We start from the raw sequence: 14,603 nt of genomic DNA on the forward strand, positions 1-14,603 counted from the left end.
ATGACCCATCTGCATTCGAAGCGAAACGCGCGCGGGGTGGTTGCCGTGGAGTTCGGGCTCGTGCTAGTTCCACTTCTGCTGCTGGTCTGTGGCGTGGCGGAGTTCGGGCGCGCGATCTATCAGTACGACATCATGACCAAGGCCACCCGCGATTCCGCCCGCTATCTCTCCCAGTACGCGCCGGACGATCCAACCTATCCCACGGCCCAGGCGCAGTGCCTGGCGGTCTATGGCAACACCGCATGTTCGGGCACCGCCCTGGTCAGCGGTCTCACCACCAGCATGGTGGTGGTATGCGATCGCGTGAATTCCTCAGGCTGCCCCGGTGGGCAATATGGCAATGTCACCACCTACGACGGCTCGTCCACCCCGGCCGGCACCATCAACCTGGTGGAGGTGAAGATCACCGGCTTTGCGTACTCGCCGGTCCAGTCATTTATCAGGGCGAGCGGCATCACTTTCTCGGATATTGCAACCGTGATGAGGCAGGTACTATGAAAACCGATCGCTGGTCCATGCCACGCCGTCAACGCGGCGCCGCCGCGGTCGAATTCGCATTGGTCTGCGCGGTGTTCCTCACCCTGCTGCTGGGCGTCGTCGAATTCGCCCGCGTGCTGTTCTACTGGAATACCGCAGGCGAGGCGACCCGGCTCGGTGCGCGCATCGCGGTCGTTTGCGACGTCAACGCCAGCACCATCAAGTCACGCATGACGAGCATGCTTCCCATGCTCAAATCCGCCAACGTCCAGGTCTCCTACGGCCCTTCCGGCTGTGACTCCGACGCGGCAACCGCGCGCAGCACTTGCGATCTCGTCACCATCACCGTGACCAATGTCTCGGTTAAAACCGTCATACCGTTCGTTCCGCTTACGCTGACCATGCCCCCATTCACCACCACCCTCCCGCGCGAAAGCCTGAATAGCGCGACGGGCGGGACCATGTGCAGCTAGACGACTGATTCCGGAGTCATTGCCATGCTCAAGATCCTGATAGCCTCCGAGAACGCAGAAAGACTCGCGGAGATCTCGCGCCTGACGGCCGCCTGCGGCTACTACCAGCTCATGCGCCAGCAGATTTCCCCGGCCGGCCTGGTCGCGCAGGCCAGTTGCCTGCGCGGCGTCGACGCGCTGATCGTCGACCTCCCCGCGGGGAGCTCGGCGCCGATGCAAGGCGTGGAGGCCTTGCGGGAACAGTACCCCGACCTGCCCTGCATCCTGGTCACGTCGGCACAGCAGCCCGAGATATTGATCCGCGCATTGCGAGCCGGTGTGCGCGACGTGCTCGCCTGGCCGCTGGACAAGGTGCAGCTCAGCAGTGCCGTGGCGCGGCTGGAAGCGAACCAGGTACTGCAGGCACAGAACTCTGCCCGCATCGTGTCCTTTCTTTCCTGCAAGGGCGGCGCGGGCACCAGCTTCATTGCCAGCAATCTCGGCTACGCCTTGAGCGCCCACGAGGGCAAGCGCGTCTTGCTGATCGACCTGAACAACCAGTTCAGCGATACCAGCTTTCTCGTCAGCGACAAGACGCCGCCGGCCACCTTGCCCGAGGTCTGCGCGCAGATCGAACGCATGGACGATGCGTTCCTGGAGGCTTGCCTCACGCGCGTCAACGAAGGCTTCGATATCCTCGCCGGCCCGAACGATCCCATCAAGGCGAATGAAGTCAGGAAGGAGCAGCTCGAGTACATCCTTTCCGTCGTGTCTCCACGCTACGATTTCATCCTGCTCGACATCGGGCAATCGGTCAATCCGCTATCCATCGCCGCACTCGACCGGAGCGACAGCATCTGCGTGATCGTCCAGCCCAGCATTGCCTATGCGCGAACCGGCCGGCGCCTGCTCGATATCCTGCGCGCGCTGCACTACAGCAACGAGAAGATCCGCCTCGTCGTCAATCGCCATGGACGCCGCGACGAGCTCACCCGGGTCACGCTGGAGAGCATACTCGGCGCGAAGATATTCCACATGCTCCCGGACGAGCCCACGGTGGTTGACGAAGCGATCAGCCATGGCGTACCTGTCGCCAGGGAACACAAGCGCAGCACCATCGCCCGTGCCTTGCTCGCGTTCTGCACGGCGCTTGCGGGAACGCCCGGCGCCGGGCGCAATGCGCAGCCCGCCAGCACCTCGCCGCTGCGCAAGCTATTCCTGCGCGCGAAGCCATCGCCCGCCAATGCAGCCTGACCCTCCTATCGGAACCGGAGCCCATCATGTCAATCCGCGAACAACTTTCGTTGCCGGAGCATCCCCCCATCGCCATGAATGGCCACGCGGCGATGCGGCCGCAGAATGCCCAGTCCGCTTACCGGGACGTGAAGAAGAGCGTTCACGAGATGGTACTGGACCGCGTTGAACTGGAGCGCCTGGCACGCTATCCGCTGGAACAGGTCAAGCGTGAGATAGGCCTGCTGGTCAACACCATCATCGACGAAGAGCGCATCCTGCTCAACGATGCCGAGCGCAGGCAGGTCTCCAGCGATATCTATGACGAGATGTTCGGCTTCGGTCCGCTGGAGCCGCTGCTGCAGGACCCGACCGTATCGGACATCCTGGTGAACACGGCAAGACAGACCTATGTGGAACGCCGCGGCAAGCTCGAGCTCACCGACATCACGTTCTACGATGATGTGCATCTGATGAAGGTGATCGAGAAGATCGTCTCCCGGGTCGGCCGCCGCATCGACGAACTGAGCCCCATGGTGGACGCCCGGCTCCCGGACGGCTCGCGGGTCAACGCGATCATCCCGCCGTCGGCGATCGATGGCCCGCTGCTCTCCATCCGCCGCTTCGCGGTGAATCCGCTGCAGGTGTCGGACCTGGTTGCGCTCAAGAGCCTGACGGCGCCGATGGCGCAGTTGCTCCAGGCGCTGGCGCACGCCAAGGTCAATGTCCTGGTTTCGGGCGGTACGGGCAGCGGCAAGACCACCTTGCTGAACATCCTTTCCGGCTTTATCCCGGAAGACGAGCGCATCGTCACCATCGAGGATGCGGCGGAACTCCAGTTGCGCCAGCCTCACGTACTGCGGCTGGAAACCCGTCCGCCCAATATCGAAGGCAAGGGCGAGATCACCCAGCGCTCGCTGGTGCGCAATGCCCTGCGCATGCGGCCCGATCGCATCATCCTGGGCGAGGTGCGGGGCGGCGAGGCACTCGACATGCTCAATGCGATGAACACTGGCCACGAAGGCTCGCTGACCACCATCCATGCCAACACGCCACGCGACGCGCTGACCCGGCTCGAGAACATGGTGAGCATGGCTGGACTGAACATGCCCGCCAAGGCCATCCGGCAGCAGATCTCCTCGGCCATTACCGTGATCGTCCAGGCTGCCCGCATGACCGACGGCCGCAGGAAGATCGTCAGCATCCAGGAGATCACGGGCATGGAGGGCGAGATCATCAACATGCAGGAGATCTTCACCTTCCAGCGTACCGGCGTAGCGCAGGACGGCACCGTAACGGGACACTTCCGCGCAACCGGCGTCTACCCGAAGTTCGCCGAGCGCCTGCGCGTGTTCGGAGTCGGGCTGCCTGACGAAACCTACGACCCCGGCAAGCGTTACGACGTTTGAAACCATGCGCCGCCCAACGGATGCCGATCACACTACGGAGCCGGAAAAATGAACTTCATCTTCTATGCTTTCATCATCTTGCTCTTTGCCGCGGTGGTACTTTGCGTGGAGGGCGCTTACCTGTGGTGGAACAACTACCACGGGCCGTCAGCCAAGCGGATCGAGGCCCGGATACGTGCACTGTCCGCGGGTGGCCAGGTTGGCCGGGAGCGACTCTCGATCCTGAAGGAGCGCATGCTCAGCAATTCACCGCTGATGCAGCGGTGGCTGATGGGCCTGCCCCGCATCGGTGCCCTGGACCGCTGGCTGGAGCAAGCCGGCAGCAATTGGTCGGTCGGCCAGCTGTTGGGCTACTGCGGCTTGATGATATTGTGCACCGGAGCGGTCGGACTGTTCCTTCCCATCCCCCTGCTGATCGTGGCGGCGGTGGCGTTGCTGGCCGGCTTCCTGCCCGTCTGGCGCGTGGTATCGCTGCGCCACAAGCGGCTGAAGCGCCTGGAAGTCCAGTTGCCCGACGCGGTCGACATGATCAGCCGCGCGCTGCGCGCCGGGCACTCCTTTTCCGGTGCGGTCGGCACGGTGGGACAGGAACTGAAAGACCCGATGGGCCAGGAATTCCGCACGACGTTCGATGAAATCAATTATGGCGTCGCACTCGACGAGGCATTGACCAACCTCGCCATGCGCGTCCCCGTCAGCGATCTGCGCTATTTCGTGATTGCCGTACTGATCCAGCGCGAGAGCGGGGGCAATCTGGCCGAAATACTCGACACCATCAGCTCGCTCGTACGCGAACGTCTCAAGCTGTTCGACAAGATCCGCGTGCTCTCCGCCGAAGGACGGCTCTCCGCATGGATACTGGGCCTGCTGCCTTTCGGCACCGCCGCGCTGATTCTCGTGGTGAACCCGGGATTCATGAATGTCCTGTGGCAAGACCCGATGGGGCTCAAGATGATCGGGATCGCGCTCGCTGCCATGATGCTCGGCGTCATCTGGATGCGCAGCATCATCCGGATCCGGGTCTGAATGCGGTCCGCGCAAATGCAGGGGAGACCGGAGTTCTTATTCAGGGGAAGCAATCATGCAAGGCATCTACAACGGACAATTCCTGCTGCTGGCCCTCGTCTTCGTGACGGCCTTCGGCGCGGTTTTCGGCTTGCTGCTGGTGTTCTCGCCAAGCCGCAGCCGGGGGCGCGTCGAGCAGATCGCACGCGAAGCCTCCGGGTCGGTTCCCGGCAACGGACAGCAGCATGCGTGGCTGGAGACGCTGCTGGACCTGGCCAAGCCAGTGTCGCGCTTGTCGCTGCCCAAGGAGGGCTGGGAGAATTCGCAACTACGCGTACGCTTCATGAACGCCGGCTGGCGCGCCGCCTCCGCCCCCACCGTGTACTTCGCGGCAAAGACAATGCTCGCGATTGCATTGCCCCTGCTTGCCTTGAGCGTGTTGAGCAGTACCCAGGTCATCACCGATCAGTATGAAATGATTGCCACGCTCGCCTTGCTGGGCGCGGTCGGCTACTACCTGCCCAATGGCGTGCTGTCGCGCAAGGCCGAGAACCGCAAGCGCGCGGTATTCGAGGAGTTTCCCGACACCATCGACCTGCTCACCGTCTGCGTTGAAGCCGGCCTGGGGCTCGATGCCGCACTGATGCGCGTGGCGGGAGAGCTGGACCTGCGCTGCCCCGTCCTGGCCGAAGAACTCGAACTGATGCTGCTGGAACTGCGCTCTGGCTTCGCCAAGGACAAGGCACTGAGCAATCTTGCGCTGCGCACCGGCGTTGAAGATGTCGACAAGTTCGCCTCCATGCTGATCCAGGCGGATCGATTCGGCACCAGCCTCGGGGAGTCCCTCAGGGTACTGTCGGACACGTTGCGCACCAAGCGCCGCATGAGGGCCGAGGAACAAGCCGCGAAGATCGCGTTGAAGCTCCTGTTTCCTCTGATCTTTTTTATCTTCCCGACGTTGCTGCTGGTGTTGCTCGGACCCGCGTTCATCCAGATCTACCGCGTGCTGCTGCCTACGATGACGGGCCAAGGAGGCTGAAGGATGGCACGACCCCGGGAGGTTCTTCAGCCGCTATGGCAGAAATGGCTGAAGAACAACCCATTGCCCGGCTCCGTTCCGGGCCTTTTTGCTTTGGTGCGTGGTGACCTGATCCGGCTCTCGGATCCCAAGCCGGTGACCGGAAAGCGGCGAAATCCAATCGGCAGCCGAAGCGGGCAAATCGGCGCGTAGCGCAACCCGAAGCACCGCCTCTCCGGCTTCCGGTACACAGTACGCTTGGCATGATGGAGACGAGCCATGGGCACGGAAGCCACTGGGGGCGAAATTGAAGCGGCCCTCGACGTGGCTGCCCCCCTGTCAATCCGCGCTTCCTGTGGCAAGCCAGTAGCGCCGACGTCGCCCAACGCGGCCGGACCTGGACCCAGCTGAAGGCGATGCGCGTGCGGCTGCGCCAACCCGCCGGTGGCGATGGGTGCCGGCTAGGACCCGGCAGAAGACAGCGCCCCATCGTTCGGCGTAGCCTCCATCGAACGCTGCATCGTGACCTTCGATGCCGTCATCGGTGCGCTCCTGCGGAGCGCCCGACGCAATTGCAGCGGCGTGAGCGGCACCTGTTTTACGCTACCGGGCCTGACCCGCTCGATTCCCTCGTCCGTCACGCCGCTCGACTGCAACGGCGACGGGTACATCGGGCGGCTTTATGTCGGCGGCATCGGCGGAAATCTCCGGCAGGCAGGCGCCACCCCGATCCCCGCCACGTTCGGGAACATCTCGTCGTCTCGCTTGCGCATTGCCCTGGCCTGCTCCACCATCGTCGACGAACGGCGGCGCCATGGGAAGCGTCGAATTCGGCTCGATCTCTCAAACGGGATGCGGCTCGCGCCGCTCGCCACGCTCGCCGGCGATTCCCGCAGCGTGCTCAGATGCGGGCTCACGCCGTGACGTCCGATAACGCCACGGGCTCGCACCAGCCACGGGTCGGTCATCGCGGCCGTGCCGCTCCCTTTATGGGGCAGAACCGTTTCTTCGCGAACGCCGGGGCGCATTCATGGGCTTGGGATGCTCACAAGCACCCGCAGCCATGCATCCAGCTTCCCGACCGCGCCTGGCCCGAATCCAGGATGAGAAGAATAGGATTATTTGCTGCGGCGGCAACCATGGGCTGCTGTGCCGTTTGGTGGTGGCGCCGGCTGCGGTCGTGGCGGATCCTGGGCCTGGCCCGGGCTCCTGCCCGCCGGGTCAAGCGCAGAAAAGGCGTTGTTGGATGCTTGGCTGCATGCCGGCCTGGGACGATGCGGAAGGAAGTCCAAAGGGAGTCCAACCGGCGTAGTGGTGCGACGCTAGTGCGCCAATCTTGGCGGTGTGAGCGAGCCATATGCTGGCCCAATACCGCCGGAATTCGAGGCCTGGCAATAATCCGGGTTGTTGCTCATCTGGACTACGATATATTTTCCGCTCCCTCCCGTTGCCGATAGTATATGCAGGCAGGCGAACGCCACCACGGCATTGTATGCATGAGTGGAGATGTCCTGCACAACGGGGACCGTCACATACTCGCAGGATTTATTGCCTTCCGCGCTACAGGCGTCAACGCTGGAATACAGCGTCGTTTTCGTTCCGGGCTGAATCCAGACGCTACCATTTGTACTGCCGTCAATCAGAACCCCGGCTGAATTGCCATTGCTGATGAGATTGCGAATGGTCGGCACATTGTTGCTATCGATGTCCAAAGACGTCCATTGGCCCGCCTCGCAAGGGCCGGCATGATAGGACGATGTGACTTTGAAAATATAGGGCTGGCCGACCGTTTGCGGCAAATCGAATCCGCTTGGGTTGGTGGAGGTCGCAGTATATGGCGCTCCGGTGGTGGAATTCCAGTAATTGTCGTACATGCACTTCGTGATGGCCACCGGGAAAAGGCTGCCTGGTCCTGCATAGCCAGGGTATGAAATGACCGCAACTGCGCTCGCAGACACCGGTGTGCCTTTGACACCAAACATTCTTGCAAAGAAGGTCGGCACAACACCACCATTATTGCCTGTCGACCTGCTGATGGTGACCTTCACCGCAGGCAGATCGTTGCTTCCGGGTTTCATCGGAAGTGCCTGCAATCCAGCCGGGGAACCGGTAATATTCCAATAGCCATACTCCACCAGGCCATTGGTCAGCGCGGCGCCGGTCGATCTATTCATGGCAATCGCGGCGCTCGACTTTTGTTGCGCGGTACTCCAGTCGGGAGCGGTGTTTTTTGTATTCAGGCATTGCGCTCGAGCGTAAATACATGGCGCGCCGGCTAAAGCTGCGGCGTCTGCCGCATTCTGCAGCTCATTGCGCACCAGGTATAGATCAGCCACGTCGACGGCCAGCGCAGCGAAGCCCAGCAGCGCAGTCAAGGAAAGTGCGGCCAATACGGCTATCGAACCCTTTTGTTTGCCGCGGCGATTGCATCTTTGGGACGGAGCGTGGCGCCGTTGGATGCGGCTCGGGAGATATCTCGTGTCGTGTCGATTTTGCATGATATGCCTCGCGCCGGATAGGCTCACTCGTTGTTCATGCTGGTCGTTGCCGTTAAATTGAAAGGACCAGTGAAGGCACTGATCATTTTCCCCAGCGCAAGTCCCGAGTAGCTATAAGACACGGAAACAGTGAGGGCGGATCCGAAACTCCCGCCGCTTCCAGCCGGAACGCTTACCGTAGGAGTGGACGATTTTCCAAACGTGATCAGGTTGGCCTGGCAATAATTCAATGCAACATTCTGGATGTCACTGGTGGTCAATTTCGGATTCTTCAGGACAATGCCGGCTCTCGCAGCTTCGCGGCTCGCATTGGTGATGACGGCTTTGTCGTAGAGTGCGATGCTGTACTCGACGATGCCGAATGTGAGCACCAGAAAGGTCGGTAACACCAGGGCGAACTCCACAGCAGCAGCGCCCTTTTCCCTTTGGTTTTTCATACCCCCTCCCGAAAGTACATCCATGCCCGATCGCCCAGTGCATACGGCGATGGGACACCGCGCCCGCCACCCCCCGGCAGCGGCGCATTTGCGCTCACCCGAGCGCTCGAGCGATCGGCTTGCGCGTAGCACACGCGGCACTCACCGTCGCGGTTGTAGTGATCAGACTGGCGCGCCTCTATCATCGGTCACGTCCAGCGCCCCACTTGTCGACCGGGCGCGGCGATACCGTGCTATCCGCTTGCGATGACGCTCCACCAAAATGCGCCGCGATCGGTTCCCCGTTCTTCCGCTTCCATTCTTGGTCGCGCAAGACGCACACCGCAATCGATCAGTTGGCGGATGATGAGATGGGCTGGAGGGATGATCTCCCTGGCAGGCGAGGTCGGCGCGCTCGCCGCAGGCATGCCGTCTGCCGGGAGGACGGGCTTGGCCGGCTTCCGGCCGGCCGCCGGCAGATCCGGCCCGGCGCCGCGAGGGCGGCGCAGACCGCCGGCGTCGCGCGGATGTCATGGCTTGCCGGTGCGGTACCGGGCGGCCATGCGTACCCGTTTCTGCGTGCCCTCGGCCGGGCTTATTTCCCGGGCGCCTTCTGGCGATAGCGCGCCAGTTCGGCGCCCAGCCACGGCGCGCTCTCCACCGGCTGGGCCTGCCCGCATTTGACCAGATAGGGCTTGCCGCTGACGCTGCTCTTGCTCGCGCCCAGTTCGATAAAGGCCTCGCTGGAGCCGATCGCCCCCTTGTCGACGAGGTAGTCGTACTTCTTCTTCAGGTGGGCGGCCGCGTCGGGTGCCGGATACCAGCTGCCGTTGCGGTTGAACTGGCAGTTCGAGCCGGCGAGGTAGGCAAGAAGATGGCTGACTTCGGCCTGCGTGGCAGCCGGCGGCGGGGCGGCGCTGGCGGAAGCGGCGGAAACCGCCAGCGCGGCGGACAGTAGCAGGGAAGACAGGAAAGCAGGTTTCATTGGCAAGGATAGGTCAGTCGTATCCGCTGCATTAGAACGGCATTTGCGTTCCGCTTCAAGCCTCGCGTGGTGCGCGATCCCCTGCCGCGGGCGCAAAGCGTACCCGTTTCTGCGTGAATGCCGGCGCCCTTTTTTCCCCTCTTTTGCAGCTCAGGCGATGGTATCGACCACGCCGCCGTCCACCCGCAATGCCGCCCCGGTGGTGGCCGACGCCTGTCGGGAGCAGACGTACACCACCATATTGGCCACCTCTTCCACGGTGGCCGCGCGCTGCAGGATCGAGCTGGGGCGATGCGCCTTGATGAAATCCGCCGCCACGGCTTCCACGCTGACCCCCGCCTCTGCCGCGGGGCCCTCCAGCATGCCGCGCAGGCCATCCGAGAGTGTCGGGCCCGGCAACACGGCATTGACGGTGACCCCGGTGGCGCGCAGGCGCTTGGCCAGCCCGCGCGATATGGACAGCTGCGAGGTCTTGGAGAAGCCGTAGTGGATCATGTCTTCCGGCACATTGAGCGCCGATTCCGACGAGATAAAGACCACGCGGCCCCACTGCTGCCGCGTCATCCCCGGCAGATAAGCACGCGACAGGCGCACGCCGGACATGACGTTCATCTCGAAGATGTGGGTCCAGTCCTCGTCGCCGAGGTCGAAGAAGTCCTTCAGGCCATAGACGCCGGCGTTGTTGACGAGGATGTCCACGGCCGGCACGGCCGCCACCAGCGCGGCGCAGCCTGCGGCGGTGCCGACGTCGGCCGGCACGCCGCGCAGGCGCGCGCCCGGCACCTGCACGCCGATCGCGCCGATGGCGCGCTCCACGCTTTCCTGGCTGCGGCCGTTGATGACCACGCTGGCGCCGGCCCGCGCCAGCCCGGTAGCGATGGCCAGCCCGATGCCGGCGGTGGAAGCGGTGACCAGCGCGGTCTTGTCCGAGAGATCGATCTGCATGTGAGACTCCAATGTCGAATGGACGACGATTCAATCAAGAAAAGGGGGAAGACGATGCGCGGCAATGCGCATCCGGCCGGTCACGCAATGGCGCCGCCGCCATCGACCAGTACGGTCGAACCCGTGGCGTAGCCTGTGCCCGCCAGGTAGAGGATAGCGTTGGCCACGTCCTCGGGCTGGCCGATGCGCTGCGCCGGCAGCCGCGCGGCCACGCTCTCGTACATCGACTGGCGCGTGGCTGCGTCCAGCTTGTCCCACAGCGGCGTGGCGATCAGGCCGGGCGACACGGTATTGACCCGCACCGGCGACAGTTCCAGCGCCAGTCCGCGGCCCAGCGATTCGAGCGCGGCATTGATGGCACCCTGCAGCACCGAGGTCTTGCTTGGCCGCATGCCCAGAAATCCGGACACCAGCGTCAGCGAGCCGCCTGCGCGAACCGGGACCAGCCGCGCCACGCGATAGGCACCCCAGAACTTGCTGTCCATGGCGGCGTAGGCATCGGCCAGCGGCAGCTGGCGCACCTGCCCGGTGGGCGTTTGCGCGGCGGAAATCACCACGTGGTCCCACGGCTGCGCACCATCCATGAATCGCGCCACGCTGGCGTCGTCGGTGACGTCCAGCGTCGCGCCGGTGACGGCGCCCGCGCTGCCGGCCAGCCCGCGCACGGCGGCGTCGACCTTCTCCCGGGAGCGCGAGGCAATGGTGACGCTCGCGCCGCGGGCGGCAAACCCAGCGGCAGCGGCCAGGCCGATGCCGGAACTACCGCCGACCACCAGGACCCTGGCGTCTTTGAAATCGGGGAACATGGCAAGACTCCTTGAATGCTTGAATGCTTGAATGCACTGGCGAGTGCATTGACCCATGAGGGAAGACAGGAGCGGCAGGAAGCAGGAGCACCGCCCATGCCAACGATTATGGCCATGCGTGGCCGGTCGATCATCCACTCTGGATTGGAAGCACTGTTGGCAGGAATTTGATAATCGGCGGCGGTCGCTGCGACGGCGGCGGCGCCAGCAAGCGCGCCGCGCCACCGCTACAATGCTGCGGTGCAGCTTGCGTCCCACCCCGGGACCTCCCTCCCACTCCACCCTGCCCGACCATGAAGCCGCTCCTGCTTGTCCTCAGCCACGTCAGCGCCGAACACCTTTCCTGGATTGCCGAACAATACGAGGTGCGCTACGCGCCGGACAGCGCCGGCCGGGCCGCGCAGGTCAAAGCATGCGGCGAACGCGTGCGCGCCGTGCTGACGATCGGCTCGGTCGGGCTGAGCGCCGCCGAGATCGACGCCATGCCCGCGCTGGAGCTGGTGTGCGCACTGGGTGCCGGCTACGAGAATATCGCCGTGGCTCATGCCCGGGCGCGCGGCGTCACGGTCGCCAACGGCGCCGGCACCAACGACAGCTGTGTGGCGGACCATGCCATGGCGCTGCTGCTGGCCACCGTGCGCGCCATCCCGACGCTGGACCAGGCCACGCGCGCCGGCAAGTGGCGCACCGTGCTGCCGCTGCGGCCCAATGTCTCGGGCAAGCGCCTGGGCATCCTCGGCCTCGGCACCATCGGGCGGCGCATCGCGCAGCGCGGGCTGGGCTTCGACCTGGAAGTGGGCTATCACAACCGCTCGCCGCGCGACGACGTGCCGTACCGTTACTTCGACAGCCTGGGTGCGCTGGCCGAATGGGCCGATTACCTGGTGATCGCCACGCCGGGCGGCGGCGGCACCCGCCACCTGGTCAGTGCCAAGGTGCTGGCCCAACTCGGGCCGGGCGGGTTCGTGGTGAATATCGCGCGCGGCAGCGTGCTCGACACGGCGGCGCTGGCCGCCGCCCTGCGTGCCGGCACGCTCGGCGGCGCCGGCCTCGATGTGTACGAGACCGAACCCGAGCCGCCCACCGAGCTGTTCGATTGCCCCAACGTGGTCCTGACACCCCACGTGGCCGGCTGGTCGCCGGAAGCCATCAATGCCTCGGTACAACAGTTCCTGGAGAACAGCCGCCTGCACTTCGCCGGCGAGCCGGTGCTCACACCGGTAGGCTGAGCGGAGCCTGCCGGCTGCGCGGGCGAGCCCCCTAGCCCGCCGGAAACACCACCCGCACACGCAGCCCCGGCGCCGCATCTTCCAGCGAGACGCGCGCGCCGTGCGTTTGCGCGATCTCGGCGACGATGGCCAGGCCCAGGCCGCTGCCGCCGGTGGGGGCTTCCGGCACGCGGTAGAAACGGTCGAACACGCGCTCGCGCTCGGCGGCCGGAATCCCGGGGCCATCGTCGCGTACCACGAGTTCCACCGTGTCCGCGCCGGCCCTGCCCTGGGCGGCCGGAATACGGCAGGCCTGCACGTCGACCCTGCCACCGGCCGGCACGTAGCGCAGCGCGTTGTCGATCAGGTTGGTCAGGAGGATGCGCAGCGCATCCACATCGCCGCACACCGCGACCGGGCCCGGGCCGGCATCCAGGCCGAGGTCGATGTGGCGATCGAGCGCTGCCTGGGTCATCTCCGCCACCACATTGCCGGCCAGCACGCGCAGGTCCACCGCCTCGTGGGACGGCAGCGCGGCACCGGGCTCCTGGCGCGCCAGCGTCAGCAACTGGGCCACCATATGGGTGAGCCGCTCCAGACCCTGGCGCAGCTTGCCCACCGCCTCCTGGCGCGCCTCGGCGCTATCGGCGCGCTCCACCAGCTGGACCTGCAACTGCAGCGCGGCCAGCGGCGTGCGCAGCGCATGCGCGGCATCGGCCACGAAGGCGCGCTGGGTATCGATGGCATGCGACAGCCGCGCCAACAACTGGTTGAGCGCCAGCGTCAGCGGCGCAATCTCGTCCGGCATGCGGCTGACGGCCAGTGGCGCGAGCGCATTGGCGTCGCGCTCGCGCACCTCGGCCGCGATCTCGCGCAGGGGCCGCAAGCCCCTCCCCACCGCAATCCACACCAGCCAGCCGATCAGTGGCAGCAGCAGCAGCAAGGGCGCCACGGTGCGCATCGCCATGCGCGCGGCCAACTCGTTGCGCGCCGACATGGGCTGCGCGATCTGCACCACGGCCGGGCCGAGCTGCACGCTGTAGATGCGCCATTCGCCCTCGTCGGTCCTGACATTGGAGAAGCCCAGCTCGGCGCGCGGCGGCAGCGACGGATGCGCGTGCGAAAGGTAAAGGCTGCGGCCCGATCCGTCCCAGATATGGATCACCACGTCTTCGTCGGAATGGAACAAGCTGTCGCCCGGCGCCACTGCTGCGCCTGGCGGCTCCACCGGCCCGAACGACGGCATGACCGGATTGGCGAACTGGCTGGGCAGCGCCGCCGCCACCTGCTTCATCTGGTAGTCGAACAGCGCATTGGCTTCCTGCCGGGCCTGGCCGAAGATCAGCGCGGTGGCGATGGCGATGCCGGCCAGCAAACCCAGCGCCAGCCACCACAGCAGGGTTCTCTGGATCGAACGCATCAGCCCGCACTCCCGGGCGAGGCAGGCGCGCTATCGTCCAGCTTGGGCACGACATAACCCACGCCGCGGATATTGCGGATCAGCGGCGCGCCGAACTTCTTGCGCAGCGCATGGATATACACCTCCACCGTATTGCTGCCCACTTCGTCGCCCCAGCCGTACAGGCGCTCTTCCAGTTGCGGCACCGACCACACCTTGCCGGGCCGCGCCAGCAGCGCCGACAGCAGGCCGAACTCGCGCGCGGAGAGTTTCACCGGCTCGCCGTCGAGGGCGACCTCGCGCGTGGCCGGATTGATCACGATGGCGCCGTAGCGCAGCAGCGGCTCGGCACGCCCTTCGGCGCGGCGCGCCAGCGCGTGCATGCGCGCCGCCAGCTCCTGCAGGTCGAAAGGCTTGACCAGGTAATCGTCGGCACCGGCGTTGAGGCCCGCCACGCGATCGGCCACGGCGTCGCGCGCGGTCAGGATCAGCACTGGCGTGTTCACGCCGCGCGCGCGCAGCGCGGCCAGCACCTCCAGCCCCGAGCGGCGCGGCAAACCGAGATCGAGCAGGATCAGCGCGTAGCAGGGCTCGCCGTCCGGGCCGCCGGACGGGGTGGCGGCCGCCAGGCCAGCCTCGCCGTCCTGCACCCAGTCGACTGCAAAGCCCTCCTGGCGCAGCGCGGTCTTCACGCTATCGCCGATCATGGCGTCGTCTTCCACCAGCAATACTCGCATGGTCAGGTCCGGGGT

The 14,603-nt window shown here is 65.2% G+C and carries 15 protein-coding genes; 8 read left to right on the plus strand and 7 right to left on the minus strand.

Annotated features, from left to right (window positions below; all coding sequences use genetic code 11):
• From AC3FOF_RS17175 to AC3FOF_RS17205, 7 genes are all read left to right on the plus strand, one after another.
• Complete coding sequence (locus tag AC3FOF_RS17175; protein WP_035813458.1) at positions 1–498, plus strand: TadE/TadG family type IV pilus assembly protein; 498 nt, start codon at positions 1–3, stop codon at positions 496–498.
• The gene (locus tag AC3FOF_RS17180) at positions 495–950 is read left to right on the plus strand and encodes a TadE family protein (RefSeq protein WP_017228216.1); all 456 of its coding nucleotides are present in this window, start codon (positions 495–497) and stop codon (positions 948–950) included. The genes AC3FOF_RS17175 and AC3FOF_RS17180 overlap by 4 nt, the downstream gene beginning before the upstream one ends.
• A 24-nt stretch (positions 951–974) precedes the next feature.
• Positions 975–2,183: a CpaE/TadZ family protein gene (locus AC3FOF_RS17185; protein WP_488727241.1), complete on the plus strand. Its 1,209-nt coding sequence runs from the start codon at positions 975–977 to the stop codon at positions 2,181–2,183.
• A 26-nt stretch (positions 2,184–2,209) separates the two neighbouring features.
• Positions 2,210–3,571, plus strand: coding sequence for a TadA family conjugal transfer-associated ATPase (locus tag AC3FOF_RS17190; RefSeq protein ID WP_488727242.1), 1,362 nt, complete (start codon positions 2,210–2,212; stop codon positions 3,569–3,571).
• A 48-nt stretch (positions 3,572–3,619) separates the two neighbouring features.
• On the plus strand, positions 3,620–4,597 hold the full coding sequence (locus AC3FOF_RS17195; RefSeq protein WP_488727243.1) for a type II secretion system F family protein: 978 nt from the start codon (positions 3,620–3,622) through the stop codon (positions 4,595–4,597).
• Between the two features lie 55 nt (positions 4,598–4,652).
• Entirely contained in the window at positions 4,653–5,615 is a 963-nt protein-coding gene (locus tag AC3FOF_RS17200) for a type II secretion system F family protein (RefSeq protein WP_488727244.1), read from the plus strand.
• A 501-nt stretch (positions 5,616–6,116) separates the two neighbouring features.
• Positions 6,117–6,518: a hypothetical protein gene (locus AC3FOF_RS17205; protein WP_488727245.1), complete on the plus strand. Its 402-nt coding sequence runs from the start codon at positions 6,117–6,119 to the stop codon at positions 6,516–6,518.
• Between the two features lie 398 nt (positions 6,519–6,916).
• On the opposite strand, the gene AC3FOF_RS17210 is transcribed toward AC3FOF_RS17205, so the two are convergent.
• From AC3FOF_RS17210 to AC3FOF_RS17230, 5 genes are all read right to left on the minus strand, one after another.
• A complete protein-coding gene (locus tag AC3FOF_RS17210) occupies positions 6,917–8,053 on the minus strand; it encodes a TadG family pilus assembly protein (RefSeq protein WP_488727304.1) in 1,137 nt (378 codons plus the stop codon).
• 62 nt (positions 8,054–8,115) lie between these two features.
• Positions 8,116–8,553 (minus strand): TadE/TadG family type IV pilus assembly protein, encoded by a 438-nt coding sequence (locus AC3FOF_RS17215; protein WP_488727246.1) that lies wholly within the window; start codon positions 8,551–8,553, stop codon positions 8,116–8,118.
• Between the two features lie 550 nt (positions 8,554–9,103).
• Positions 9,104–9,493 (minus strand): YfeK family protein, encoded by a 390-nt coding sequence (locus AC3FOF_RS17220; RefSeq protein ID WP_488727247.1) that lies wholly within the window; start codon positions 9,491–9,493, stop codon positions 9,104–9,106.
• A gap of 150 nt (positions 9,494–9,643) precedes the next feature.
• Positions 9,644–10,438, minus strand: a complete 795-nt coding sequence (locus AC3FOF_RS17225) for an SDR family NAD(P)-dependent oxidoreductase (RefSeq protein ID WP_488727248.1) — start codon at positions 10,436–10,438, stop codon at positions 9,644–9,646.
• An 80-nt stretch (positions 10,439–10,518) separates the two neighbouring features.
• Positions 10,519–11,244, minus strand: coding sequence for an SDR family oxidoreductase (locus AC3FOF_RS17230; protein ID WP_488727249.1), 726 nt, complete (start codon positions 11,242–11,244; stop codon positions 10,519–10,521).
• Positions 11,245–11,537: 293 nt separating this feature from the next.
• Here AC3FOF_RS17230 and AC3FOF_RS17235 point away from each other — a divergent pair, with 293 nt between their 5' ends.
• Positions 11,538–12,473, plus strand: a complete 936-nt coding sequence (locus tag AC3FOF_RS17235) for a 2-hydroxyacid dehydrogenase (protein WP_488727250.1) — start codon at positions 11,538–11,540, stop codon at positions 12,471–12,473.
• Between the two features lie 31 nt (positions 12,474–12,504).
• Here AC3FOF_RS17235 and AC3FOF_RS17240 read toward each other — a convergent pair whose 3' ends face one another.
• Together AC3FOF_RS17240 and AC3FOF_RS17245 are read right to left on the minus strand one after the other, a co-directional pair.
• Positions 12,505–13,872 carry a sensor histidine kinase gene (locus tag AC3FOF_RS17240; RefSeq protein WP_488727251.1) on the minus strand — a complete coding sequence of 456 codons (1,368 nt, stop codon included), beginning with the start codon at positions 13,870–13,872 and terminating at the stop codon, positions 12,505–12,507.
• Positions 13,872–14,588 (minus strand): response regulator transcription factor, encoded by a 717-nt coding sequence (locus AC3FOF_RS17245; protein ID WP_276265435.1) that lies wholly within the window; start codon positions 14,586–14,588, stop codon positions 13,872–13,874. Before AC3FOF_RS17245 ends, AC3FOF_RS17240 begins: the two co-directional genes overlap by 1 nt.
• Positions 14,589–14,603 lie beyond the last annotated feature (15 nt).

This window comes from Cupriavidus sp. 96C5-1 (genome assembly GCF_057798855.1).

What these genes read in the sequence shown, in the direction of transcription:
- AC3FOF_RS17175 (WP_035813458.1), top strand. Translation starts at nt 1, where the DNA reads ATGACCCATCTGCATTCGAAGCGAAACGCGCGCGGGGTGGTTGCCGTG.
- AC3FOF_RS17180 (WP_017228216.1), top strand. Translation starts at nt 495, where the DNA reads ATGAAAACCGATCGCTGGTCCATGCCACGCCGTCAACGCGGCGCCGCC.
- AC3FOF_RS17185 (WP_488727241.1), top strand. Translation starts at nt 975, where the DNA reads ATGCTCAAGATCCTGATAGCCTCCGAGAACGCAGAAAGACTCGCGGAG.
- AC3FOF_RS17190 (WP_488727242.1), top strand. Translation starts at nt 2,210, where the DNA reads ATGTCAATCCGCGAACAACTTTCGTTGCCGGAGCATCCCCCCATCGCC.
- AC3FOF_RS17195 (WP_488727243.1), top strand. Translation starts at nt 3,620, where the DNA reads ATGAACTTCATCTTCTATGCTTTCATCATCTTGCTCTTTGCCGCGGTG.
- AC3FOF_RS17200 (WP_488727244.1), top strand. Translation starts at nt 4,653, where the DNA reads ATGCAAGGCATCTACAACGGACAATTCCTGCTGCTGGCCCTCGTCTTC.
- AC3FOF_RS17215 (WP_488727246.1), bottom strand. Translation starts at nt 8,553, where the DNA reads ATGGATGTACTTTCGGGAGGGGGTATGAAAAACCAAAGGGAAAAGGGC.
- AC3FOF_RS17220 (WP_488727247.1), bottom strand. Translation starts at nt 9,493, where the DNA reads ATGAAACCTGCTTTCCTGTCTTCCCTGCTACTGTCCGCCGCGCTGGCG.
- AC3FOF_RS17225 (WP_488727248.1), bottom strand. Translation starts at nt 10,438, where the DNA reads ATGCAGATCGATCTCTCGGACAAGACCGCGCTGGTCACCGCTTCCACC.
- AC3FOF_RS17230 (WP_488727249.1), bottom strand. Translation starts at nt 11,244, where the DNA reads ATGTTCCCCGATTTCAAAGACGCCAGGGTCCTGGTGGTCGGCGGTAGT.
- AC3FOF_RS17235 (WP_488727250.1), top strand. Translation starts at nt 11,538, where the DNA reads ATGAAGCCGCTCCTGCTTGTCCTCAGCCACGTCAGCGCCGAACACCTT.
- AC3FOF_RS17240 (WP_488727251.1), bottom strand. Translation starts at nt 13,872, where the DNA reads ATGCGTTCGATCCAGAGAACCCTGCTGTGGTGGCTGGCGCTGGGTTTG.
- AC3FOF_RS17245 (WP_276265435.1), bottom strand. Translation starts at nt 14,588, where the DNA reads ATGCGAGTATTGCTGGTGGAAGACGACGCCATGATCGGCGATAGCGTG.